The organism is uncultured Bacteroides sp. (assembly GCF_905207245.1).
Classification (GTDB): Bacteria; Bacteroidota; Bacteroidia; order Bacteroidales; family Bacteroidaceae; genus Bacteroides.
Genome location: NZ_CAJLKP010000082.1, coordinates 1 through 26563, shown reverse-complemented (window position 1 = coordinate 26563; position 26563 = coordinate 1). Strand labels below are relative to the sequence as shown.

Sequence of the window (26563 nt, the reverse complement as noted above, 5' to 3'; positions counted from 1 at the left end):
CTTCCACCACCGATGACGTGCAACACTTCTACCGGGCGTGGAGAAAGCTCGCGCAAATTCTCTAAAACCTGTCGGTAACGCAGTGCCAGGCTCTCGAAAATGCAACGCACCACTTGTCCACGGGTTTCCGGTATCGGCTGGCTATGATCGGCGCAATAGGCACGGATGGCTTGCTCCATATTTGCCGGATTGGCAAACAAAGCGTCATCCGGATTTATCAGGCTGCGAAATGGTTCGCATGCTTGTGCTTCAGCGATTAGTTCGGGATAAGAGATTTCTTCCCAACTGCAACGGCAGCGTTCCAGCAGCCACATTCCACAAATATTTTTCAATAAGCGGATTGTTCCGTCTACGCCTCCCTCGTTAGTGAAGTTCAACGCTTCGGTTTCCTCATTGATGACAGGTGCATCAGTCTCCACTCCCATCAGCGACCATGTGCCGCTACTCAGATAAGCAAAGTTACGGTCCAAAGCAGGTACAGCGGCAACGGCCGAAGCGGTATCATGTCCGGCAACGGCAATTACAGGTATGGCGCCCAGTCCGGTAATGGTTTGTATTTCTTTTGTCAGTACCCCCACTTTCTCACCCGGATATACGAAACGGCCGAAGTTATCTTCCGTCAGTCCGAGTGCTGCGAGCAAAGCAGGTTCCAAACGGCGCGTTTCGGCATTCACCAGTTGCGCAGTGCTGGCAATGGTATATTCCGTCACCATCTCGCCCGTCAACAGATAACTAAGTGCATCTGGCATAAAAAGCAACTTATCAGCCGCCGCCAGTGCACTGTCATTATTACGACGTAATGTATCCAGTTGAAAAAGTGAATTAAAATTCATGACCTGAATGCCTGTCCATCCATATACCTGTTTACGGGGAACACGGGCAAAGAAAGCCTCGGGTGCTCCCACCGTATGAGGATCGCGGTAGGAATAGGGTTGGCGAAGCAATCCTCCGTCTTTGCCCACACATACAAAATCCACTCCCCAGGTATCGATACCGATAGAAGTTATCTGTACATCCTCCATGCGGGCAGCCAGTTTCAAGCCTTCCACAATATGACGATACAATTCATAAATATCCCAGTAGTAGTGTCCTCCTACTTCAATCAGATGGTTGGGGAAACGGTTCACATCCTGCAATTCCAATCCTTGTGGCGTGAATGTTCCTAAGATTGTACGACCGCTGGTAGCTCCCAAGTCGACCGCAAAAAAGCAATGTTTCATGATATTAAATAGATTTTTGACGATACAAAAATAGGGGATTACTCCCCTATACTCTGTATTAGTTTTGACTGAAAAGATATTGTTTCTGACAGATTTCAAAAGTATTGATTCACCTTACATTCTCACAATAACGAGTCACAACCTTCTCGCCCTCTTCATGGCGGATATTCACATTCTCCATTACAATATTTTTGCTATATACAAATCTGCTCCCAGCTTTGAAGAGATATCCACATTCTTCAATGTAATGCCGTCAATCGGCATTTCCGGAATGCCATTGAAGAACAAGGCACGACGGGCACCGGCACAAACCAAATTCTCGACATGAATATTCCGGAAACAAGGCGTCGTTTCATCCACCGGCATCGGCTCTACCTTAGCAGGCACCACTTCACCGCTTTCCAGCACTTCAACTGCCGACTTACCTCCATAATAAAGATTGAATGTTATCGGTTCTGTCGGAATATCTATCATAGATATATTACGTATCCAGATATTCTCCACCACTCCGCCACGTCCACGTTTACTCTTGAAACGCAAACCTACATCCGTGCCCAGGAACTGACAGTTGCTGACAGAAACATTGCGCACACCACCACTCATCTCACTACCAACCACAAACCCTCCGTGCCCCTTGAACACCGTACAACCATCTACAACCACATTCTCGCAGACACGTCCCCTGCGGCGGCCATCTTCGTCTTTGCCACTCTTCAGGCAAATACCGTCATCACCCACATCAAAGGTAGAGTTTACTATCAGCGTATTCTTACAAGACTCCAAATCCAGCCCATCACCATTTTGTGCATAACTCGGATTTCGTACTTGCACTTCTTCTATCAGTACATTCTCGCACATCAACGGATGCAGATTCCATGCCGGTGAATTCTGAAAGATAACACCTTGCAACCATACATTTTTACACTCTATCAAGCTCACCATCACCGGACGGAGGAAATGGCGGACACTTTGCCATTCCTCTTCACTCTTCAGGTTCTGGGGTACATTCATATTGCTGATGGTATCCCCTTTCAATGTCTGTGGATAAGGGAACCAATAAGTAGGGCGTTTATAAACTCCCCCCCGGGCTGTGGTCTGTTTCCATACGCTCTCTGTCACCTTCTCCCGCTTCAGAGGGCGCCAATAATGTCCGTTACCGTCGATAGCACCTTCACCTGTAATTGCCACATTCTCCAAATTACGCCCGGAGACAGGCGACTGACAACGACGGGTATCCAATCCTTCAAAAACAGTTTCCACCAACGGATATAAATCCACATCAGGCGAGAAGAGAATGACAGCACCTTTTTCCAGATGCAAGTCTATGTTGCTTTTCAACACAATAGGTCCGGTAAACCAGACTCCGGCAGGAACAATCAGGTGTCCGCCTCCTTTTTGCGCCAAAGCATCGATAGCTTTGGCAAATGCCTCGGTACAGAGTTCCTCACCATTACCCACCGCACCGAAATCAACAAGATTCACTTGGCGGTCGGGAAACTTTGGAGACTCCACTCGTGGCATGTCGAAAGGCAAATCACGATAGATAGCTTCATACTTATACGTTGAAGATTGGCAGGCACTGAGCGCCCATAAACAAATGGCTACAGCCATATACAATTGTTTCGTCATTCTTACTCACTTTAAAGCCTCCATAGGCACAAGACTTACAGGCCCCAACAAACCGCTTGGAACAGGATCCCATTTTCCATAATTATCCTTCTTATAATGGATATTCACGATATTGGCATCTTTATAAATACGCCAGGGAACATTGTTGCGATCCATATCGGCAATACGATTGGCAGGAAGATTGGTAACTTCCACTTCAAGCATATTCGCCCCCGCACGAAGGTATTTACCTATCAGGCAACGATAAGGTACAGCAAAAAGCGTAGCCACTTCCTGACCGTTGATACGTACACGGGCACTTTCACGAACATCACCGAGATCCAACATCCACTCTGCAACCTCAGCAGGATTCTTCACAGTAAATGTAGTGGTATAGCATGCGGCCCCCATTGCATTCTTCACACCTTCGGCGGCAAGTTCCGTCCAGGAGCCAAGTGATACACTATCCGGAGTGATACCTACTGCCGGAGTGGATTCAACAAATCGGAAACCCCACTGTTTATCAGAAAGTAGATTCTTCACTTCATTCTCTCCCAACATAGGCGTCCAATACCCATATTCCGGCACGGTAACATCCTGATTGTCGAATGTCTTCAATATCACAGATTCACCGGATGCCAGTTGCAGAAAAACTTCTGTCTTACCATTATCCTGACGCAAACGCGCTTTTCCCGATGTGCCATTCATCGGATTATAAAGCATCGCAGAACGCGCCTGCACAGCCAATGGCACCCAACCTTCCGTATCTTCTGCTTTCAGGGCGGAAATGAAATAATGATGTCCTTCAGGATGCGAGCGACGAATACTGCTCAACCCGAAAGTCGTTTTCATATCTTCGGGAACAGCGGCGGTGGCAGCCAGTGTGCGGGCATAGTCTGTCCCGAAAATCACATTTCCTTTTCCTTCGCGCTCCTTTATCTGTGCAAGAACCTTATTGAACTCCGCACGGCGCCCGGACAAAGAGTTAAGTCCCGGCACATCTTCCGGATATTGTTCCAGAAAAACAATCACAGCACCTTCGTCTGCCAATCGGAGCAGTTTTTCCAACACATCAGCAGGCATCAGGCGGGCACCGGGAACCACCAAAGCTTTATAGGAAACACCACCGGAAGTCAATATCTTGCCATCCTGGCACATAGCATTACGAATGAAGTTATCAGAAATATAATCCATATCATAGCCCGCACCATAGATGCGATGCACCGCTTCAATAAAACGCGGCGCACGTTGTGCCATTTTATGAATGTCAAACAGCAACAAACGCCCATCCTGTTCATCCCACATGTCATACACAGGCAGATATACCAGGAAATCATTGTCCGGCTGTCCCATTTGCAGGAAGCTCTGACAACGGGTGATATAATCGAAAAACGCAGGTGCATCCCGCCAGATATTGTTCGTGGGACTCATATCGATGGAAGCATAAAACTTCCATCCCGGCCATGCAGCCTCAACAGGCGAATAAGTAGTACCGTGGAAATACGTATGGTTTACACCCGAAATAAACATCAAGTCTATATCAGGCTTGCACTGCGAAAGCGACGTGCGGAAATGCTCCGTCAGCCATGTAAATGTTTCTGAAGTTGTGAAGGGCTTTCCGGCTATGTGCGCTGCCGAAGAAGCATACTTCAACATGGAAAGGTCCGAATCATTGGGACGTGTCAGGGAATCTTTACGCAATCCACGGATGCCGAAATCGGATAATCCAAAGCCTTCACATTCCGGTACATCAACCGTTGCATAAAGGTCTATCAGGTTACCGGGTGAGCCATGCGCCTGGTTGCGGGTACGTGAACCATGTTTATGAGCCCAATCCGTCCATTGGCGGGTGAAGTTCTCTTGCAGGAGTTCACCCAAGGTTTCCCGGTAATCGGAAATGATGCGGCGGGTGGTCTCTGTACGCTCTTGTGAGAGAAACTCGGGCAGGAAGTCTTCCAGCCTATAGCCACGACGAAGGGCGAATTGTTCGAACAGGTCTTCTGTCCAATCGGCTCCATATACTTCGTAGGAGTCATTAAAGAAGTTATGAGGATAGTCGGTCGGAGTTTCGGTAAAGGCGCGTTCAAAGCGTCCCAAATAGTTCGAGACGGCTCTTGCAGAGAAATGGTTCATCACATATCCTTCGCCACCGGGGGCGGCGCGCTTCACTTTCTGTAAGGTCTTTCCGGTGAAAACGGCAATCAGGCGCCACTCGCCTTTCGGGGCTTTCCAGTTCAGCTTTCCGTCTTTCACTTTAGATGTCAGATTAAAACAAGGTCTTGCCTTTTGCTCTTTCGGAGTAGAAGAATCGGGAAGTACTCTGAAAGCCATCAGGCGGGAGAGCTTAGCATGCGGCCGTTGCTTTTCGTCCACCACTTCTATTTTTGTTTTCAGGCGTTCTCCGCCCTTCAATGTATACTCCTCAATCAGCAATTTGCAAGCAGCATCTTTGATACTCACTTCCGGACCACCAAAGGGCCATCCGGTACCTGTATTCATGTCTATCTTCATGCCCAGACGTGCAGCTTCGCTTTCCGTATGGCGCAACATCTGCATCCACTGCGGGGAGAGAAACTGAATATCATTCGCATCGTTTCCCTGCACACCATAGATAGGGGTAATTTCCATTGTCCCCATTCCCGCTTCCGAATACGCTTCCAGATTATGAGTCAGATTCGCAGCGTCTACCGCACTTCCCATCCACCACCAGCGGGCAGCCGGTTTAGCATCGGTGGTTACTTCGGGCCACGAAACACTTTGTGCGGAAAGAGTGCCGGCACAAAAAGAAGCAAAGAGTATTACCAATAAATTCTTTTTCATAACAAATTCTTCATTCTTCATTCCTCATTCTTTATTTAAATTACTTTCCCAATTCAAGACACCCCATAATAAACGGTCCCGTCGCCTTCGCGTCGTTATCCCTCATCTTCTCACCTATATAATATTCAAAGCTACCGTCGCGATACGGGTGTCCTCCCAAACCGCCCACCTGGCAGCAGCGTGTCAGCGTCAACGTACCGTCCTGAAGCTCTGCCATCAGCTTGTTCTTCACCCCGTTGAAAGCCTTCTCGGCTACAGCACGATACTTCCCATCGATATATCCCTTATTCACCGCTTTGGCATACGCATTCATAAATTGCGTAGTCACGGAGGCTTCCGGGAAGTTTCCTTTCCGTGTAGGCTGGTCGAGTACCTGATACCACAAACCATTCTTATCCTGATACTTCGGCAATACTTCCGCTAATCCCTGTATCCAACTGATTATCCGGGCGCGTCCTTCGTGATTTTCCGGGATGAAATCCAGTACATCCACCATCGCCATGAACCACCAGCCGATGCTGCGCCCCCAGAAGTTAGGAGAATGTCCTGTTTCCGGATTTGCCCAACGCTGGCTCTTGCTTTCGTCCCAGGCATGATGATAAAGTCCGGTCTTGGCATCGTACGTATGTTTCTGGCAAAGCGTGAATTGTTTCACAGCTTCATCAATCCATTCGGGCTTATTGAACTCCGCACCATATTGCGCCATAAAAGGTGAAGCCATATACAGGCCGTCCAGCCAGATCTGATGCTGATAAATAAGCTTATGCCAATAAGCACCTTCCAATGTACGAGGATGATTTTTGAGTTGTTTAATGAGCGCATCCATCGCTGTCTTATATTTCTCCTTGCCCGTCTCACGATACAAATCGAACAAGACTTTGCCGGAATTGATGTAATCCAGATTATAAGTCTCCACATGATACAAGTGGATTTCTCCTTTATCATTAATCAGCGAGTCCGCCCATTGCTCCACATAGTCGAAGTAACGGCGCTCCCCCGTTTTCTTCCACATTTTCAGCATCGCACAGCAGCCCACTCCCTGCGCATAGCCAAAGAAAAGTCGTTTGCCATGATCCAACTGGTAAGCTTTCGGGAATCGTACCATCTCCGAATCGGCAAACCAACGCGCATACGAATCCGGCTCCCATGTATCCGTACGGAAAGGAGTAGCGGGGAAACCTGCTTTATTATAAAGATTCACGCGAAAGAAATTGCAATATGCATAACGCACAGCCACAGGTTCGGGAACCTGCGGAGCCGAAACTTCCAATATCTTGCCTTTTATCACAGCCGTAGCCGGATAGAAACGGCGGTCCGTACCGGCAACAATGACTCCTTTCACCGGTTCATTATCCGGTGTCATCAGCCCGCCCTCAACATAATCAAAGCTCAGTATGGCTTTATTGCCTTCCACCGTCATTGCCTTGAACAACGGACCCGAATAAACTACATCCTTATTATATTGCTTAGCCAGCGCCCATGCTGCCAAGCGTTCGCCCGTCACTGTCTTATTGCGCGGATGGATGTCGAGCGAGTCACCCGCATCGGTGATTACCGCCATACCTACATTCTTCAACCCGCTTTGCCACGTCTTGAGTTGCGCTTCACGAATCGTTGCCGGCTGTCCATACTGCGGAGCTATCTGCACAAAGTAGAACGGCATATCGGGTTGCTTCCACTCTTTGCGCCAGCTATTTATCATATTCGTAAAAACCTGCTGGTACTTACCGGCACGAATAGAGTTCGATTCCCCCTGATACCAGATATTACCTTTTATAGTGTAACCCAGGATAGGATGTATCATACCATTCCACAAAGTTGCCGGTACCTTATTCTTTTGCTTTGCATCTTTCGAAGCAAAATCCTTCAGCACATCTGCATAAAGCGGATTCTTCTTCATCACATCCATCTTCGTCCACGCCTCCGCATGTGTTCCGCCCCAAGTCGATTGAATCAGTCCCACAGGCATCTTCAACTCCTTATGCAGTTTACGTCCGAAGACAAAGCCCACGGCCGAGAAATCAGCCAGGTTCTCCGGATTGCACACCAGCCACCGCCCTTCACATTCGTCCATTTCGCCATCAGGAGCCAATTGGTGTTCTATATGAAACAAACGAATCTCCGGATAATCAGCATCCTTCATTTCCTCCGCTTCGTTCAGCATACCGGTTTTCCATTTCGCACCGGGCTGGCGCGACACAGGAAATTCCATATTGCTCTGCCCGGTGCAAAGCCATACTTCACCTATTAATACATTACTGATAGTAATCGTATTCTCCCCGTTCACCGTAATAGATTGATTATTCGCAGCATCCGGCGTTTTCAGTCTCACCGCCCATTTGCCATTGGCAGCCGCCTTTGCCGTAATCGCTTTATCCATCCAGGACGCTTTAACCGTCACGCGTTCTCCGGGGGCAGCTTTCCCCCACATGTTTACCTGTGTATTTTGCTGCAATACCATATTATCTGAAAAAATTGCAGGAAGTGTCACCTTTGCTTCTGCCGTGAGAGAAGCAACGAAAACTAAAAGAAGGAAAATAGAAAATCCAAGAAACTTTTTCATGTGCTTTTAATAGTTTATAGATTCACATAGATTACTCTATAGAACATGCCAATACCTAACGGCACAAAAATAGGGGTTTCCTCCGAAATCCCTTCTCTATATTTTGATAGTTTTCTTATTGCTTTTGTCGTTTCAAGAAAGTTACAACCAATTAAATGTCATGTTTTCGCAGATTCTCTTTATTCTTTTTGTCATAAGCCTCTCCTCTGGGAACAAGATACTGAAACTTCAATGTATCATCTTCCACCTCTACATGAAAGATAAAGAATGCCCGATAGCTCCCTATCCGAATCCGATATACAATGAAATACTTAACTAAATACCATGTTTAATTATTTGTTTTTTTAATCACTGCACACTATTATCCTTCGAACCGTATCCTAATCGCATCTGAGATGTACTTGCTCCGTACATTCTTCGTCTGCAGGTACCTCTGAGCGAAGAAACACTGGAGAAGGTACGGAGCAAGTACGATTCAGGTACGTAGAGTTCGCATACCAACGAATTAATACAAGAAACATGCAACAAAAATACAGTTAGCCGTTCGTTTTATGCATAAAGTATAGCATTCACAGTATAAAAAGTACAAAAAACCTCCCATTTATGCATATTCTTTCCAAAATATTCCCTACTTTTGCGCCATTCTTAGAATAATTATACAGAATATGAAGAAAAAAGCCAATCGGTTAGACGCTATCAAGATGATTATCTCAAGCAAGGACGTCAGTTCGCAGGAAGAACTGCTGCAAGCTTTAGGTAAAGAAGGCTTTGAATTGACACAAGCCACTCTCTCTCGTGACCTGAAACAACTGAAAGTTGCCAAGGCAGCGAACATGAACGGGAAATATGTATATGTATTGCCCAACAACATCATGTACAAACGCTCCAATGACCAGAGTGCCAGCGAAATGCTGATGAACAGCGGATTCGTTTCCCTGCATTTTTCAGGTAATATCGCAGTTATCCGTACCCGACCAGGCTATGCCAGCAGTATGGCTTACGATATTGACAACCGCGAATGTCCCGCTATCCTGGGCACCATCGCCGGAGATGACACCATCATGCTGGTAGTGCATGAAGCCGCTTCGCACAGCGAAGTACGCGACTTCCTATCACAAATCATACCTAACATAGAATAAATGAAGAACTAAAAATGAAGAATGAAGAATTTTGCTGAGCTGGGCAAGTATGCCGCATGGTGGTTCTTCATTCTTCATTCTAAAATTATTAATTAAATACGAAATGGATACCAAAAAAGTGGACGTGATGGTGGCTGACGCCTCTCACGAAATTTATGTGGATAAGATTTTGGATACCATCAGAGAAGCGGCCAAAGTACGTGGAACGGGCATCGCAGAACGCACACACGAATATGTGGCGACAAAAATGAAAGAAGGAAAAGCAATCATCGCCTTGTGCGGAGATGTATTTGCAGGATTCAGCTACATCGAAAGCTGGGGAAACAAGCAATACGTCGCCACTTCCGGTTTGATTGTACATCCCGACTTCCGCGGCATAGGACTGGCTAAGCGTATCAAAATGGCCTCTTTCCGACTGGCACGCCTGCGATGGCCCAATGCCAAAGTATTCAGCCTCACCAGCGGAGCTGCCGTCATGAAAATGAATACAGAACTGGGATACGTCCCCGTCACCTTCAATGAGCTGACTGACGATGAATCTTTCTGGAAAGGTTGCGAAGGATGTATCAACCACGATATATTAGTAGCCAAAAACCGTAAGTTCTGCATCTGCACTGCAATGCTCTACGACCCGGAACTGCATGAAGACGATAAAATTTAAAAAATAAGAATATGGAAAAAAAGAAAAAAGTAGTAGTCGCATTCAGCGGCGGTCTTGATACCTCATTTACGGTAATGTACCTTGCCAAAGAAAAAGGATACGAAGTATATGCAGCTTGTGCAAACACCGGCGGCTTCAGTCCCGAACAACTGAAAACAAACGAAGAAAACGCTTACAAACTGGGTGCAAAGGAATATGTAACCATCGACGTGACACAGGAATATTACGAAAAGAGCCTGAAATACATGGTATTCGGCAACGTATTGCGTAATGGTACCTATCCTGTTTCCGTAAGTTCCGAACGTATCTTTCAGGCGCTTGCCATCGCCCGTTACGCCAACGAAATCGGTGCGGATGCCATCGCCCACGGTTCTACCGGTGCAGGTAACGACCAGATTCGTTTCGACATGACGTTCCTTGTATTGGCTCCCGGTGTAGAAATCATCACGCTGACCCGTGACATGGCATTGAGCCGTCAGGAAGAGATAGACTACCTGAACAAGCACGGCTTCTCTGCCGACTTCACCAAACTGAAATATTCCTATAACGTAGGTCTGTGGGGTACTTCCATCTGTGGTGGCGAGATTCTGGACTCTGCACAAGGCTTGCCCGAAACGGCTTATCTGAAACATTGCACCAAAGAAGGCAGCGAGCAACTGCGTCTTACTTTTGAGAAAGGCGAACTGAAAGCCGTAAATGATGAGACTTTCGATGACCCCATCAAGGCTATACAGAAAGTGGAAGAAATCGGTGCCGCTTACGGCATTGGCCGCGATATGCATGTAGGCGATACAATTATCGGTATCAAAGGACGTGTAGGTTTCGAAGCTGCTGCTCCGATGTTGATTATCGGCGCGCACAAATTCCTGGAAAAATACACATTGAGCAAATGGCAGCAATATTGGAAAGACCAGGTTGCCAACTGGTACGGTATGTTCCTGCACGAAAGCCAGTATCTGGAACCGGTAATGCGTGACATCGAAGCCATGTTGGAATCTTCACAACGCAACGTAAACGGTACAGCTATCCTGGAACTCCGCCCATTATCCTTCTCTACGGTAGGTGTAGAATCAGAAGACGATCTTGTGAAAACGAAATTCGGCGAATACGGTGAAATGCAGAAAGGCTGGACGGCAGAAGACGCAAAAGGCTTCATCAAGGTTACTTCTACCCCACTGAGAGTATATTATAACAATCATAAGGACGAAGAAATTTAATGAAATGAAGAACTAAAAATGAAGAATGAAGAATTACCATGCGGCATACTTGCACAGCGCAGCAAAATTCTTCATTCATCATTCTTCATTAAAAAAAGAATTTATGGACAATAATAATAAGAAACTTACCCGCTCACGCAGCGACAGAATGCTCGCCGGCGTTTGCGGAGGGCTGGCAAATTACTTCGGGCTCGACCCGTCTCTCGTACGCATCGGTTATGCACTACTGACATTTTTCACCGTATTTGCCGGTATCCCTGTATACCTTATTATGTGGTTGATTGTCCCTGAAGAGAAAAACTTATATAACAGATAAAGAACATACAATGATTAAAGTAGGAATCATCGGCGGAGCAGGATATACGGCAGGTGAATTGATACGCTTGCTGATTAACCATCCGGAAGCGGAAATCGTATTCATCAACAGCTCAAGTAACGCCGGAAACAAAATTACCGACGTACACGAAGGATTGTACGGCGAAACGGACCTTGTCTTCACCGACGAGTTACCTTTGAATGAAATTGATGTATTATTCTTCTGCACTGCCCACGGCGACACGAAGAAGTTCATGGAAAGCCATAACCTCCCTGAGGAACTGAAAGTTATCGACCTTTCTATGGATTACCGCATTGCTTCTCCGGAACATGAATTCATCTACGGTCTGCCGGAACTGAATCGCCGGGCTACCTGCAAAGCGAAATATGTAGCTAATCCCGGCTGCTTTGCCACTTGCATCCAACTGGGATTGTTGCCTCTCGCCAAGCATCTGATGCTGAATGATGACATTATGGTAAACGCCATTACCGGCAGCACCGGTGCAGGCGTAAAACCGGGTGCAACGAGCCACTTCAGTTGGCGCAACAACAATATGAGCGTCTATAAGGCTTTCAACCATCAGCATGTACCCGAAATCAAGCAATCGCTCAAACAACTGCAGAACAGTTTCGACTCGGAGATTGATTTTATTCCTTACCGTGGAGATTTCCCCCGCGGCATCTTCACTACCATTGTAGTAAAGACCAAGGTTGCGCTGGACGAAATCACCCGTATGTACGAAGAATATTACGCAAAAGATTCCTTTGTACATATCGTAGATAAGAACATCGACCTGAAACAAGTGGTAAACACCAACAAGTGCCTCCTGCATCTGGAAAAGCACGGCGATAAGTTGCTCATCATCTCCTGCATCGACAACCTGCTGAAAGGTGCCAGCGGACAGGCGGTACATAACATGAACCTGATGTTCAATTTAGAAGAAACCGTCGGCTTGCGATTGAAGCCAAGTGCATTTTAATGAAGAACGAAGAATGAAGAATGAAGAATTCACGTAATAGAACGGATTCATTGCTGCATACTAAGAGTTATGCTTTCGCATTGCGAATAATAAGTATGACAAGATTTCTCAGAGAAAAAAAACATGAAACGATTCTTAGCAAGCAGGTTCTTCGTTCAGGAACTGCAGTAGGGGCACTAATTCGGGAATCAGAATTTGCCCAAAGCCCTGCAGACTTCATTAATAAATTAAGCATTGCCTTGAAAGAAGCTAACGAAACAGATTATTGGTTGAATCTTCTAAAAGATTCTGAATATATTGATGATAAATCTTTCGCAAGCATAGAAACCGAATGTGGAGAACTGATAGCTCTCCTTATTGCTTCTATAAGAACAGTAAAAAACAATCAGAATAAAGATGAAGACACCCACTAATTCTTCATTCTTAATTCTTAATTCTTAATTTATATTATGAACTTATTCGACGTATATCCCCTTTTTGACATCAACATCGTCAAAGGAAAAGGCTGCCACGTGTGGGACGAGAACGGTACGGAGTACCTCGACCTTTATGGCGGTCATGCAGTCATCTCTATCGGTCATGCACATCCGCATTATGTGGAGATGATAAGCAAACAAGTTGCTACGTTGGGATTCTATTCCAACTCTGTTATTAACAAGCTACAGGAACAGGTTGCCGAGCGCCTGGGAAAAGCATGTGGTTATGATGATTATTCCTTATTCCTTATCAATAGTGGTGCCGAAGCTAACGAGAACGCTTTGAAACTGGCATCATTCCATAACGGACGTACGCGCGTTATTTCCTTCAACAAAGCATTCCACGGACGTACTTCACTGGCAGTGGAAGTGACCAATAACCCGAAAATCATTGCTCCTATCAACGATTGCGGACACGTAACGTATCTGCCTTTGAACGATATAGAAGCCATGAAAACCGAACTGGCTAAAGATGACGTTTGTGCAGTAATCATCGAAGGTATTCAAGGCGTAGGCGGTATCCAATTGCCGACAGATGAATTTATACACGCACTGCGTGAAGCCTGTACGGCACACAACACGGTGCTGGTTCTCGATGAAATCCAAAGCGGTTACGGACGTAGCGGCAAGTTCTTTGCCCACCAGCATAACGGCATAAAAGCCGACATCATCACCGTAGCCAAAGGTATCGGCAACGGTTTCCCGATGGCAGGCGTACTTATCAGCCCGATGTTCACCCCCATTTACGGACAGCTTGGCACTACTTTCGGTGGTAATCACCTGGCATGTAGTGCAGCACTCGCCGTACTGGACGTGATAGAGCAGGAAAACCTGATAGAGAATACAGCACGGGTGGGCAACTACCTGATGACGGAACTGAAAAAGTTCCCGCAAATCAAAGAAGTTCGCGGACGCGGTCTGATGATTGGCCTTGAATTTGAAGAACCAATCAAGGAATTACGTTTGAAACTATTGAAAGAACAGCATGTATTTACCGGTGTCAGCGGAACCAATGTACTCCGTCTGTTGCCGCCTCTCTGCCTCAGCATGGAAGAAGCCGAAATGTTCCTCGAACGCTTCAAGAAAGTACTTTAATATTTGATATAATCAGCCATAAAGCAGCTTCCGGACCTTTCTAAGTTTCGAGAAGCTGCTTTTTGTTTAATATGTAGTGATAGTTTTTACTTTTATTAGAGTATAAAAGTAGAAAAAATATCTACCTTTGCCCATCGTCAACCCTTTTAATAACAGAATGATATGAAAACAGCAATTATTGGAGCTGGAAATATGGGTGGTTCCATCGCCCGCGGATTGGCAAAGGGGAGCATTATTCCCGCCAGCAATATCATCGTTTCTAACCCTTCGCAAGGCAAACTGGATGTGCTGAAAGCAGAATTCCCCGTTTTGCAGACTACTCACGATAATCAGGAAGCCGTCACCGGCGCCGAATTCATCATACTTGCCGTGAAGCCCTGGCTCATCAAGCCCGTGCTGCGCGAGCTGAAGCTGAAAAGCAAACAAATACTTATATCCGTTGCCGCCGGCATCTCCTTCGAAGAACTGGCACAAAATGTTGCCGACAAGGAAATGACCATGTTCCGCATCATCCCCAACACCGCCGTCAGCGAAATGGAGAGCATGACGCTCATCGCCAGCCGCAACGCCACCAAAGAGCAGGAACAACTGATGCTGGACATCTTCAACCAGATGGGCCTTGCCATGCTCATCCCCGAAGAAAAGTTCTCCGCCGCCACTTCCATGACTTCCTGCGGCATCGCTTACGTATTGAAATACATCCAGGCAGCCATGCAAGCCGGCATCGAAATGGGCATCTACCCCCAGGACGGTATGCGCATGGTGGCGCAAACCGTGAAAGGAGCAGCCGAGCTGATACTGAACAATGACACGCACCCCAGCGTAGAAATTGATAAAGTATGCACCCCCGGCGGCATTACTATCAAAGGCATTAACGAACTGGAACATGGGGGCTACACCTCAACCATCATCAACGCCATAAAGAAAAGCGTGTAATTATTAATTAATTCATTAAATAACAACCACATGGACGAACAAATTAAGCAAATTGCCGAACGCCTTCGCGGACTCCGTGATGTACTGGAACTGACAGCCGAAGACATCGCTCGCGAATGCGATATCTCTCCTTACGACTACCGCCTTGCCGAAACAGGAGACTTTGATATCTCCGTAAGCATGTTGCAAAAGATTGCACGCAGATACGGTGTGTCACTGGATGCACTGATGTTTGGCGAAGAACCCAAAATGAGCAGCTATTTCCTGACCCGTGCCGGAAAGGGCGTCAGCATCGAACGTACCAAAGCCTACAAATACCAAGCCCTCGCTTCCGGTTTTATGAACCGCAGCGTAGACCCGTTCATCGTAACCGTTGAACCCAAACCGGACGATGAACCGATACACTACAACAGTCACGCCGGACAAGAATTCAGTCTCGTACTCGAAGGACGTATGCTGGTCAACATCGACGGCAAAGAACTTATACTAAACGAAGGAGACAGCCTTTACTTCAACTCCAAGCTGCCACATGGAATGAAAGCGCTGGATGGAAAAACGGTACGCTTCCTGGCAATAATAATGTAATCATTAAATGAAGAATGAAAAATAAAGAATGAAGAATTGCCATGCGGCATACTTGCACGGCGCAGCAAAATTCTTCATTCTTAATTCCTCATTCTTAATTCCTAAAATCATGGTAGAAAGATTTTTATCGCAAACCTCTTTCACTTCGCAAGAGGACTTTATCAAAAACCTGAAAATAAACGTACCGGAGAACTTTAACTTCGGCTACGACGTGGTAGACGCCTGGGCTGAAGAACAGCCCGATAAACGCGCTTTGTTATGGACCAATGACAAAGGAGAATTCCGACAATACACATTTGCCGATATGAAGTACTACACCGATAAGACGGCTTCCTACTTTCAAAGCCTCGGCATCGGACATGGCGACATGGTGATGCTGGTGCTGAAACGCCGTTTTGAATTTTGGTTCAGTATCATAGCGTTGCATAAGCTCGGTGCAGTCGTTATTCCCGCTACACACCTGCTGACAAAGAAAGACATCGTATATCGTTGCAATGCTGCGGACATCAAAATGATTGTCTGTGCGGGTGAACCGGTTATCACCGACCACATCACCGCCGCCATGCCGGATTCTCCCAGCGTGAAGAAACTCGTCAGCGTAGGTCCCGAGATTGCCGAAGGTTTCGACGACTTCCATAAAGGTATCGAGAACGCCGCTCCTTTCGTGAAACCGGAACACCCGAATACAAATGAAGACATCTCACTGATGTACTTCACCAGCGGAACCACCGGTCAGCCGAAAATGGTTGCCCACGACTTCACCTATCCGTTGGGGCACATCGTCACCGGCAGCTTCTGGCACAACCTGACCGAAGACAGCCTGCACCTCACCATTGCCGATACCGGCTGGGGAAAGGCAGTATGGGGAAAACTCTATGGACAATGGATTGCCGGTGCCAACATCTTTGTGTATGACCATGAAAAGTTTACCCCCGCCGCCATTCTGGAGAAGATACAGGATTATCATGTGACTTCTCTCTGTGCACCTCCCACCATCTTCCGTTTCCTCATTCACGAAGACCTGACGAAGTACAACCTCTCGTCACTGAAATACTGCACCATCGCCGGAGAGGCTCTGAACCCCGCCGTATTTGAAACCTTCAAGAAACTGACAGGCATCAAACTGATGGAAGGCTTCGGACAAACAGAAACCACTCTGACCATTGCCACCATGCCCTGGATGGAACCGAAACCGGGCAGCATGGGATTGCCCAATCCGCAATACAATGTAGACCTGATAGACAACGACGGCCGTTCAGTAGAAGCCGGTGAGCAGGGACAAATCGTAATCCGTACGGACAAAGGCAAGCCGTTGGGACTGTTCAAAGAGTATTATCGTGACGCAGAGCGTACACATGAGGCCTGGAACAACGGTATCTATTACACCGGAGACGTTGCCTGGAAAGATGAAGACGGTTACCTTTGGTTCGTAGGCCGTGCCGACGATGTAATCAAGAGTTCCGGCTACCGCATCGGCCCGTTCGAAGTGGAAAGTGCATTGATGACTCACCCTGCCGTAATAGAATGTGCCATCACCGGCGTGCCCGATGATATACGTGGTCAGGTAGTGAAAGCTACCATCGTGCTGGCTAAGGAATATAAAGGCAAAGAAGGTGAAGAACTCATCAAAGAGTTGCAGAACCACGTGAAGAAAGTGACTGCTCCCTACAAGTATCCGCGCGTCATCGAATTCGTAGACGAACTGCCGAAAACCATCAGTGGAAAAATCCGCCGCGTGGAAATCCGGGAGAATGATACTAAATAAAGGAGAAATAATGCCAAATAAGCTACTTCTAAATCGTTTGCACCTTTTGTGTTGCTTTTTGACCGATTTGAGTTATTAAATTTCGTGCAAAGCACTTACATTTGCGACCGGAAAGTACAACTAATAAGTTTTAAAGCACATGATTACAAGTAGAAAGATTTCTCAGATTAACGTTTTCGCAGGTAGTCCTTGGGAAGTGGAAAGTGTGAAGCAACTGTTAAAGTCAGCTTACATCAACGCTTCTACAGAAGACAAAGGTAACGGCATTCATGTGTCTGTTCCCTGTCAACAGTACACCGTTGCTGTACGGGTTATCAGTAACCGAAAGGCTTTATAAGACTAAAGAGAAGACGAAGTGAAAAAAGACTGCCCGTCGGAAGAGAATTCCGAACGGGCAGTTTTTCTATTAATAAATTCCTCCGTCGCCTTCGGATTCATCGCTATACCTGATATCAAAGCGCCCCTCTCTTATATTTCCGCCACTGAATGTGCCACTGATAATAGTTCCGTTCATACGGGTGATATAGGCCTCGCCATCTTCCAGCTTTTCACCGTCAAAACTTGCATTGATATAAGTGCAGGCAGCTCCTTGCCGCGGATTCACTAGCGTAAAATGCAAAGCACTGAAAACACCTACTTCCGCAGCAATCCTGACATAGTGGCTACCCTCTTCATCGTAAGTACTGACATCCGGCTTTCCAAACCGTCCGGAAGTATACACCCAGCCGTCTATCAAACAACCTAACGTATTTTGTCCCGATGTCGTAGCTTCGGGCATCAGTGTCGGGTCCACCGACTTATCTTCCTCGCAGGCACAACAGAGAACCAGCAGGAACAGAAATAATAACTTTTTCATAGCACTCAAAAATGATAGTTTAAACCGAAGACTAAAGATAACTGACCGAAATAACCGGTACCGGTTTTCGGATTTTCCACATTCCACTTCTCATCGTGATACTTCACCGAGTAAGTTTCCGAACTGGATGCCAGCCAGTTCAAGCGGGCAGAAGCCCCCCAATGGCTCGCAAAGAAATACTCGCCCGAAAGGGCCAGGTTACCGGCAAGTTTGTCCATCGACACGTTCCGCGGCTTGCCATACACCTTACTCTTATCCTTATAAAACTGATAGCCTACTCCACCGGACAATTGAAGCTGGTAATGCGTCTTCACCATCGACAAAGATATCTGCGGAGCCATGTAGTGCATCAGAACCTTGTCCGAACCGGTTTCATGCGTATTCTTATAGGAACTTCCCTGATACAAAGCCCCCACTCCGAACTTCAACTTCCGGCCGGCAAGCTGTGCCAGATAACTGACATCCCAAGCCACTCCTTTTCGTAAATCACTGCGATAGGCATCCGTTCTGTCGGTGATTCCCATCAATTGCCCCAGATACCATGACGGTCCGGCATGAACAGAAAAAGAGGACCTTTTATCACCTGCACTCTGGGCGTACAAAGAGGTAGTTAATAATACCCCTGCAAGGAAACTAAGCAAGTACTTCATAATGATTTGTATAGCGTTTTTTCTATTAAATGCAAAAAAATGAAAAGTACTGCAACACCGACAGCTTTTTCTGTTATCTTTTTCGTTCCACGTCTTGTGTACGGAAGAATGCTTCGGAATAGCGCGCGCCCCAAAGTTCATAACGCTCATACTGCGTCTCTACTTTACGGGCGAAGTTTCCCCAGTTCTTCTTCTCCAAAGGCGACCAGACATTCTCTGCCAGTGCCGACATACGTGGGAAAACGGCAAACTCCGCTTTCCAGGTAGTAGGAATGTATTCAGTCCATAAGCACCCCTGCGCTCCCCAAACAAGTTTCTGTTGTTGCGCAGTCAGCGAATCGGGCACAATCTGAAAAGCATATACTTTCTCTAAAGCCAACGGACCACGCGGGCCGATTTCCGGTTGGGTACGGCTCTCTTTCAGATTGAAGTACGACCAGGCAGAACAGGTGAATATTGTGCGGTGGTTTGTCTTCAGTGCCTTCTTTCCGAATTCCGGACGGCGCCAGTTCATCACGATGCAATCTTCCGAAATGCCTCCTTCGAGGATTTCATCCCAGCCGATAAGCGTCTTTCCTTTACCGTTCACCACATCCTGCACATAATGGACAAAGTAACTTTGCAACGCCTTCTCATCTTTCAGTCCATGTTCACGCATGAATTGCTGCGTTTCTTCCGACTCCTGCCACCAGCGCTTGGCACATTCGTCACCTCCGACGTGGATATATTGACCGGGGAACAAGTCACACAATTCAGAAAACACATCTTTCAGAAAGTCGAAAACTTCCGGTTTGGGTGCCAGCACGTTATTGAATTTATTGAAGATACCCCACGTCAGAGCCGCCTTCTTCGGCTCATCCGGCGTAGTACTGAATTGCGGATAAGTGGCAAGTACTGCCATACAATGGCCGGGAATATCTATTTCAGGTATCACAGTGATGTGACGTTCAGCAGCATAGCGCACTATCTCGCGCACATCTTCATGGGTATAATATCCGCCATAAGGCAACGGTTGGTATTTTCCCGGATAAAGTCCGAGGATTTCCCCTTCACGGACGGAACCTTTCTCTATCAGCTCCGGTCGGCATTTCATTTCAACACGCCAAGCCTGGTCGTCCGTCAGATGCCAGTGGAAATAGTTGAGTTTATGCAGTGCAAGATAATCGATATACTTCTTAATGAATGATACCGGAAAGAAATGGCGCACCACATCGAGATGCATGCCCCGATAGGCAAAGCGGGGATAGTCATTCACCTTCACAGCCGGAAGAGCAGGCAACACTCCGGCACGGGTAGGCAGCAATTGTATCAGTGTCTGCACACCATAGAAAACGCCTGCTTCGTCATTTCCTTCAATGCGTATGCCCTCCGCCGGAATAATCTCCAACTGATAGCCACCGGAAACCTCTCCATTCTTCCGATTAATCAGAATAATACAAGCTGGTTCACCAGGTTTCAGAGTGATTGCTTCTACCGTAGGATTCCCTTTCCTCCGGGATTTACCCGCCTTGGGAATTTCCGTTTGTAGCGGTATGCCGAGATAACGGTCCATATAATCCGCCAGATACGTAGCCGAGGATGCCAATGCAGGCTCCGACACACGAATCGTCGTATTACGTTGGATTTGAAACTCTCCCTGTCCGGTCACGGTAGTCTCCACCGGTTCGGGAATGATGTTGAAAGGTTTCTCCTGTGCCTGCCCGGCAAGCGCAGTAAGGGCAAGGGTTGCAGCCATAATTTTCTTTAAGTACATAGATGATGATGATTTATACTGCAAATATAAGGCTTTTACGGAAAGCAGCTTAATCATTCGCCCGGAATAAAGGGAAAAATGAAGTAATGCACAAGGCAAAACATGCTTTTGCCTGATGCATTTTCCTATTGTGGTACCGACAAATCTTCGTCTTTCAATTGCAGGCCCGACAGTTTCCATATGGAGGCCCGGTAGCCCGCAGTTGGAAAACAGACAGCCCGCAATTGGAAAACGAAGTTTTGAACCAGGCATCCGGGCATTTTCCTTTAAGCAAATCAACAAAAAGAATAGGGTAAATGCACATTTATCTGCCTTCTACTTCCTACGCTGCTGCCTATAACACCCGGAGCACCTATCAATAAAGAGTTTAAAGAGTAGCGGTGTGGGATGTAGAGAATGGAGAAGCAAGAAGATATCTAAAAGAATAAAGCTCCATAAACAGATAGTTCACAGAGCTTTAAGATTGATGTTTTTTTATTTATTCTTCCACTATATTTTTAAAATACCTCCATCCATCTGCAATACTATAAGCATATTTACAGCCTCTGGGTACATATAGAACACATACACTTGTATCTACATTTTCAAAAACAGATGGATTCATACCAGATACAGATTTATATCCAATATGAATTTCTCTTATACGTGCACATCCCCAAAATGCATAATCTCCAATACTAGTCACACTATTAGGGATTGTAATAGAAGTAAGACTGAAACAAGCCGAAAATGCTCCCCCTCCAATGCTCGTCACACTGTTAGGAATAATAATAGAAGTAAGACTTGAACACCCCCAAAATGCATGATCCCCGATTCTTGTCACACCGTTGGAAATAGTAATAGAAGTAAGACCTGGACACCAACTGAATGCTTCCATGCCAATACTAGTAACACTGCTAGGGATAGTAATTGAAGTAAGGCTTCTACAACCCGAGAATGCCTCTACCCCAATGCTTGTCACACTGTTAGGAATCGTAATAGAAGTTAGGTCTGAACAACTAGCAAATGTCTCATTTCCAATAGTCGTTACACTATTAGGGAGCGTAATTGAGGTAAGGTATGAACAGTTATCGAATGCTCCATTTCCAAGACTTGTCACACTATTAGGGATTGTAATAGAAGTAAAATTTGAACTAGATAATGCCCTATCTCCAATATTAATCACACTATTAGGAATTGTAATAGAAGTAAGATTTAAACGGGATAATGACTCCTCGCCAATACTTGTCACACTGTTGGGAATCGTAATTGATGGAATGTTTTCAGGACATTTTATTAATGTCGATGCATTTATATCATATAAGACTCCATCTATAGATAAATATTTGGCATTGTTTTCATCCACATTAATAGAAGTAAGACGTGAGCACAGATAGAAAGCTATATCACCAATATTTGTCATACTGCCAGGAATAGTAATTGACATTTTGCCTTCAGGACATTTAAGTAGTGTCGACGCATTTTTATTATATAAAGCCCCATCTATAGATGAGTATTCAGTATTACCTTCACCCACATTGATAGAAGTAAGCTTCGTACAAAATTGGAATGCATTACTTGAAAGGGTTGTTACCTTGTCAGGAATAATAATAGAGGTAAGCCTTGAACATCCTCCGAATGCATAGTCTCCAATACTAGTCACACCGTCAGGGATAACAACAGAGGTAAGCCTTGAACATCCCCAAAACACACCATCTTCAATAATTGTCACGCTATTAGGAATAATAATAGAAGTCAGACTTTGACACACTTGTAATGAGTAATACCCAAGTTTTGTCATATTCACCTCGGACAAATCCAAAACCTGTATTTCCTTCATTTTACGCAAGAATTCCATATCAGTAGAGTTTAACTTTCCTGTAATCTTTAGTTTTGTGATTTCATCTTTTACAGAACTGTCAATCAATCCTGATAATGTACCTGCTGTTTCTACATGTATAACAGGAAGTGCTCCCTGCTGAATAATTTTAATATTCTGGCTAACTCCATTACCAGAAGCAAAAGTAATATGGCTTGTTCTGCTATCATCAGAAGTATTCTCTGCAATATTGAACTTAATTTTCTTGGTAGTTAAGGCTCTCGTATTCTCCACACGTGAAATCCAATCTTTCCCATCATCAGCAATAGAAATCGTATAATCAATGTTAGAACTTAACTCTACTTCTATCGTTTTTCCCTTTGCATCAATTGTATATTCATTATTTGCAATAACGATAGCATCTTTTTGTACTTGTATGATGGTTAATGTATCGGCACTTGCAGTGTTATTCTTATCGAAATAGATAATTTGCGCAGAACGGCTGTCATAAGTCTCATTAGGATTGATAACATATTTCAGGGTATGGCTGGAAGCACCACGCACGGAAGCCTCATCATAAATCCAATCGACCTGTGGCATTTTTATTCCGTACTCTACATTGCTTTTTATTTCTACGGTAATGGTTTCTCCTTTATCGCTTACTTCATATTTTTCTTTTGTCAATACTATGACTGCACCACCTGCCTGATAAACCCTTACGGTTTCTACATGCTCTCCCTTTTTGAAGTAAATCTCACCTTCACGTTTCTCATATTCTTCATTTGCTGCAACGGAGAAAGTGTGGTTATGAGTAGTTAGAGCACGTGTGTTAGTTTCAGTAATCCAACTTTTTGCCGATTCTGAAATTTCCATTTGATAATCAATATTTGACTTTACTTCTACATTGATGGAACCACCTTCTTGGATGATTTCAAATTTATCTGCGGTCACAAGTATCGCTTCTTTGCATTTTTGTGTAATAGTGAAAGTTTGGCTTGCTGTTCCTGCCTTAATGGTTACAGACACACTCCGGTCGTCATAATCCGAATTATCAAGAGTAGTAAACTCAACTGACGCCTCACCTTTTTTACCGCTCGTAACCGATGCCGTGCACCATGTTGAACCGCTCGTAGTGGAGGCTATACTCAGTGTCCAATCAGTATTAGTGGTGAAGCTAACAGATTTTATACTTCCTTCTGCTGCAAAAGCCAAGCCATTTGTGATAATACTTGAATCAATAGTAATTGTAGGATTTTTATCAGGACTAAGATCGTCCTGTTCATTACCATCACTGCAAGCTGCAAAATTTATACTAACAAGCATAGTGATTAAAACCAGTCCCAATAACCTAAATGTTCTCATAGTATTCTAACTTTAAATGTATAGTAGCGAGGGGTATCTGATTCGGACTTCTATCTAGTGTAGAAAACAAAGGAGATGCCTAAAAGAAAAAAGCTCCATAAATCAATGACTCATGGAGCTTAATCAAGTACTCGAAGCGGGACTTGAACCCGCACAGCCGCAATGGCCAAAGGATTTTAAGTCCTTCGTGTCTACCATTCCACCATTCGAGCATCCTGTGGAGAGCGGAAAACGAGACTCGAACTCGCGACCCTAACCTTGGCAAGGTTATGCTCTACCAACTGAGCTATTTCCGCGTTTTTTCAACGGGTGCAAAGATAAGTAGTTTCCTGCTTTCTGCCAAACTTTTTCCAAAGAAAAAAATCTCAAAGAAACGGAAAACTATTTTTATCATAAAAGCTATGTAAAGATAGAAGTTATCTTCACATAGCAATAATCTATCAAACACGCCCTAACAAGGTCTTTTCAGCCTGTTCCATGCTGTAGAAATTAAAGCCTTCCACTACATTTTGCATCAAAGCGGATATCTCATCATTACAAAGATTACCAATACTCCCTTCATGAGTATGATGCACCTTCTTATTATGCGAGAAGTTACCAGCTTCAATATCCAAGCCTACTTTTTTATAAGCATCCCGAAAAGGCATACCTTCACGTGCAAGACGATTCACTTCTTCTACACTAAAGATAAAAAGATATTTATCATCATCAAGAATATGTTCATTCACCTTAATTTCATTCATGATGTATGTAGTCATCCGCAAGCAATCTTTCAGTTCTTGAAAAGCCGGCAAGAAAACCTCCTTGATAATTTGCAGATCACGAAAATATCCGGAAGGCAGGTTATTGGCAATCATCATAATTTGCTGTGGGAGAGATTGCAACTTATTACATTTAGCTCGTGTTAATTCAAACACATCCGGATTCTTCTTATGCGGCATGATACTGGAACCGGTAGTACATTCATCCGGCAGTTTCACAAAACCAAAATTCTGGCTATTGAACATACAGGCATCGAAAGCCAATTTTGAAATGGTTCCTGCAATTGTTGCCAGTGCAAAAGCGACGTTACGCTCCATCTTGCCACGTCCCATTTGAGCATAAACTACATTATAGTTCAAAGAGTCAAAACCAAGCAACTGGGTAGTCATCGTACGATTCAAAGGAAATGAAGAACCATATCCCGCAGCCGATCCCAAAGGATTACGGTTACACATCCTAAATGCAGCTTGCAAAAAGAGCATATCGTCCACCAAACTTTCGGCATATGCCCCGAACCAAAGGCCAAATGACGAGGGCATCGCAATCTGCAAATGAGTATACCCGGGCATTAATACATCTTTATATTGTTCACTCTGACGAATTAAAACATGAAAGAGTTGCTCCACCGCCTCTGCCACTTCTTTTATCTGTGTGCGGGTAAAAAGCTTTAAGTCAAGTAATACTTGGTCATTACGTGAACGGCCACTATGAATTTTCTTACCCACATCTCCCAACCGACGAGTCAACATCAACTCCACCTGAGAGTGAACGTCCTCAACTCCTTCTTCTATTACAAACTCTCCTTTCTCGGCAGAAACATAAATATCTTTCAATTCGGCTAACAATAAAGATAATTCATCTTTTGTCAATAAACCTATGCTCTCAAGCATAGTGATATGTGCCATTGAACCAAGTACATCATGTTTAGCAAGATAAAGATCCATCTCACGGTCACGACCAACGGTAAAGCGTTCTATATCCTTGTTTACCTCAACAGATTTCTCCCAAAGTTTCTGTGCCATATTCTTTAATATTGTATCATGGATAACATATCAGCCATCTTCTCCAGTCCTTCCTGTAAAGGCTTCTGTACCATTGCTTTCATAAATGGATTAATATCCAACCCAATAGTTATTTTAAGTTTACATTCTTCATCGGCTGAAGATACAATCTGAATCCACATATTAAAAGGCAGAGGAGAATTAATCGTCTCAAATTTAATACACTTACAGGGCTCACGTTCAATAATCTTAAGGGTTAGCTGTCCCACCGGATCTACATTGAAACTAAGTGTATCCGTATCAAAACTCATATCTTTCACTTTGTCTTGTGGTAAACGGTCCTTTATGGATTCCAGGTTACTAAGGTCCGCAAGTTTATCGTACACACGTTCCTGGCTATAAGGTATTACCTTGACACTACTCTCAAATTTAGTCATCTTATTCTATCTTACTTATAAAGAAAAAAGAAGAACAATCCGAACAAACTCTGTCCGAATGGCCCTTCTTTCTATATTTTAATCATCAAAAAAATCAGTCTTATTTTCCGGTTTCCCAATGAGCTGGATCCTTGCGCCATTCGTTTAACGTTGCAATATCTTCTTCTTCAATGTAACCGGTACGCAATGCAACATCCAACACTGCTTCATAATTAGTCAACGTTACCAAAGGTACTTTAGCATCTTTAAAAGCCTGTTCGGCAACCGGGAATCCGTAAGTATAGGCAGCTACCATACCAATTACTTCACAACCATCCCGACGGATAGCCTCTACGGCTTTCAAACTGCTTCCACCGGTAGAGATTAAATCTTCTACTACAACGACTTTCATACCCGGACGAAGTTCGCCTTCGATAAGATTCTCCAAGCCATGGTCTTTAGGGGTAGAACGGACATACACGAACGGAAGATTCAATGCATCAGCCACCAAAGCACCTTGAGGAATAGCACCTGTTGCAACTCCGGCAATGGCATCTACCTGTCCGAAACGTTCCAGAATCAGAC

The 26563-nt window shown here is 45.0% G+C and carries 21 protein-coding genes, 2 tRNA genes and 1 pseudogene; 11 read left to right on the top strand and 13 right to left on the bottom strand.

Annotated elements, in window-relative coordinates; genetic code table 11:
• From QZ135_RS20085 to QZ135_RS20070, 4 genes and pseudogenes are all read right to left on the bottom strand, one after another.
• On the bottom strand, positions 1–1220 hold a 1220-nt coding region (locus QZ135_RS20085; RefSeq protein ID WP_294613548.1), incomplete at its 3' end, for a rhamnulokinase family protein.
• A 109-nt stretch (positions 1221–1329) separates the two neighbouring features.
• Positions 1330–2849, bottom strand: a pseudogene (locus QZ135_RS20080) (glycoside hydrolase family 28 protein).
• Between the two features lie 6 nt (positions 2850–2855).
• Positions 2856–5648, bottom strand: coding sequence for a glycosyl hydrolase (locus tag QZ135_RS20075; protein ID WP_294613544.1), 2793 nt, complete (start codon positions 5646–5648; stop codon positions 2856–2858).
• 40 nt (positions 5649–5688) lie between these two features.
• Positions 5689–8211, bottom strand: a complete 2523-nt coding sequence (locus QZ135_RS20070; RefSeq protein ID WP_294613542.1) for a glycoside hydrolase family 88 protein — start codon at positions 8209–8211, stop codon at positions 5689–5691.
• Positions 8212–8876: 665 nt separating this feature from the next.
• On the opposite strand from QZ135_RS20070, the gene argR reads away from it, so the two are divergent.
• From argR to QZ135_RS20015, 11 genes are all read left to right on the top strand, one after another.
• Positions 8877–9350, top strand: coding sequence for an arginine repressor (gene argR, locus QZ135_RS20065; RefSeq protein WP_294613540.1), 474 nt, complete (start codon positions 8877–8879; stop codon positions 9348–9350).
• Positions 9351–9453: 103 nt separating this feature from the next.
• Positions 9454–10011 (top strand): N-acetyltransferase, encoded by a 558-nt coding sequence (locus QZ135_RS20060; protein WP_007660420.1) that lies wholly within the window; start codon positions 9454–9456, stop codon positions 10009–10011.
• Between the two features lie 11 nt (positions 10012–10022).
• Positions 10023–11228, top strand: coding sequence for an argininosuccinate synthase domain-containing protein (locus tag QZ135_RS20055; RefSeq protein WP_294613534.1), 1206 nt, complete (start codon positions 10023–10025; stop codon positions 11226–11228).
• Between the two features lie 103 nt (positions 11229–11331).
• Positions 11332–11544: a PspC domain-containing protein gene (locus QZ135_RS20050; RefSeq protein WP_294613531.1), complete on the top strand. Its 213-nt coding sequence runs from the start codon at positions 11332–11334 to the stop codon at positions 11542–11544.
• Positions 11545–11554: 10 nt separating this feature from the next.
• Positions 11555–12523, top strand: coding sequence for an N-acetyl-gamma-glutamyl-phosphate reductase (gene argC, locus QZ135_RS20045; RefSeq protein WP_294613528.1), 969 nt, complete (start codon positions 11555–11557; stop codon positions 12521–12523).
• 20 nt (positions 12524–12543) lie between these two features.
• The gene (locus QZ135_RS20040) at positions 12544–12936 is read left to right on the top strand and encodes a four helix bundle protein (protein ID WP_294613525.1); all 393 of its coding nucleotides are present in this window, start codon (positions 12544–12546) and stop codon (positions 12934–12936) included.
• A gap of 36 nt (positions 12937–12972) precedes the next feature.
• A complete protein-coding gene (locus QZ135_RS20035) occupies positions 12973–14094 on the top strand; it encodes an aspartate aminotransferase family protein (protein WP_294613522.1) in 1122 nt (373 codons plus the stop codon).
• A 162-nt stretch (positions 14095–14256) separates the two neighbouring features.
• Positions 14257–15030 carry a pyrroline-5-carboxylate reductase gene (gene proC / locus QZ135_RS20030; RefSeq protein WP_294613519.1) on the top strand — a complete coding sequence of 258 codons (774 nt, stop codon included), beginning with the start codon at positions 14257–14259 and terminating at the stop codon, positions 15028–15030.
• A 30-nt stretch (positions 15031–15060) separates the two neighbouring features.
• Positions 15061–15615: a cupin domain-containing protein gene (locus QZ135_RS20025; RefSeq protein ID WP_294613516.1), complete on the top strand. Its 555-nt coding sequence runs from the start codon at positions 15061–15063 to the stop codon at positions 15613–15615.
• A 109-nt stretch (positions 15616–15724) separates the two neighbouring features.
• A complete protein-coding gene (locus tag QZ135_RS20020) occupies positions 15725–17380 on the top strand; it encodes an AMP-binding protein (RefSeq protein ID WP_294613513.1) in 1656 nt (551 codons plus the stop codon).
• A gap of 139 nt (positions 17381–17519) precedes the next feature.
• Entirely contained in the window at positions 17520–17717 is a 198-nt protein-coding gene (locus QZ135_RS20015; protein WP_294613509.1) for a DUF2007-related protein, read from the top strand.
• 69 nt (positions 17718–17786) lie between these two features.
• Here QZ135_RS20015 and QZ135_RS20010 read toward each other — a convergent pair whose 3' ends face one another.
• The 9 genes from QZ135_RS20010 to QZ135_RS19970 form a co-directional block, all read right to left on the bottom strand.
• A complete protein-coding gene (locus tag QZ135_RS20010; RefSeq protein WP_294613506.1) occupies positions 17787–18236 on the bottom strand; it encodes a hypothetical protein in 450 nt (149 codons plus the stop codon).
• 5 nt (positions 18237–18241) lie between these two features.
• Positions 18242–18886: a hypothetical protein gene (locus QZ135_RS20005; protein ID WP_294613503.1), complete on the bottom strand. Its 645-nt coding sequence runs from the start codon at positions 18884–18886 to the stop codon at positions 18242–18244.
• 73 nt (positions 18887–18959) lie between these two features.
• Entirely contained in the window at positions 18960–20639 is a 1680-nt protein-coding gene (locus QZ135_RS20000; RefSeq protein WP_294613500.1) for a beta-N-acetylhexosaminidase, read from the bottom strand.
• Between the two features lie 478 nt (positions 20640–21117).
• On the bottom strand, positions 21118–23799 hold the full coding sequence (locus QZ135_RS19995; RefSeq protein ID WP_294613497.1) for a leucine-rich repeat protein: 2682 nt from the start codon (positions 23797–23799) through the stop codon (positions 21118–21120).
• A gap of 128 nt (positions 23800–23927) precedes the next feature.
• Positions 23928–24011: transfer RNA gene (locus tag QZ135_RS19990), tRNA-Leu, on the bottom strand.
• Positions 24012–24022: 11 nt separating this feature from the next.
• Positions 24023–24095, bottom strand: a tRNA-Gly gene (locus tag QZ135_RS19985).
• Between the two features lie 144 nt (positions 24096–24239).
• A complete protein-coding gene (gene argH, locus QZ135_RS19980) occupies positions 24240–25583 on the bottom strand; it encodes an argininosuccinate lyase (protein WP_294613494.1) in 1344 nt (447 codons plus the stop codon).
• Positions 25584–25588: 5 nt separating this feature from the next.
• Positions 25589–25999, bottom strand: coding sequence for an SRPBCC family protein (locus tag QZ135_RS19975; protein ID WP_005778931.1), 411 nt, complete (start codon positions 25997–25999; stop codon positions 25589–25591).
• A 100-nt stretch (positions 26000–26099) separates the two neighbouring features.
• Positions 26100–26563: orotate phosphoribosyltransferase (locus QZ135_RS19970; protein WP_294613488.1), on the bottom strand; the 464-nt coding region annotated here is incomplete at its 5' end.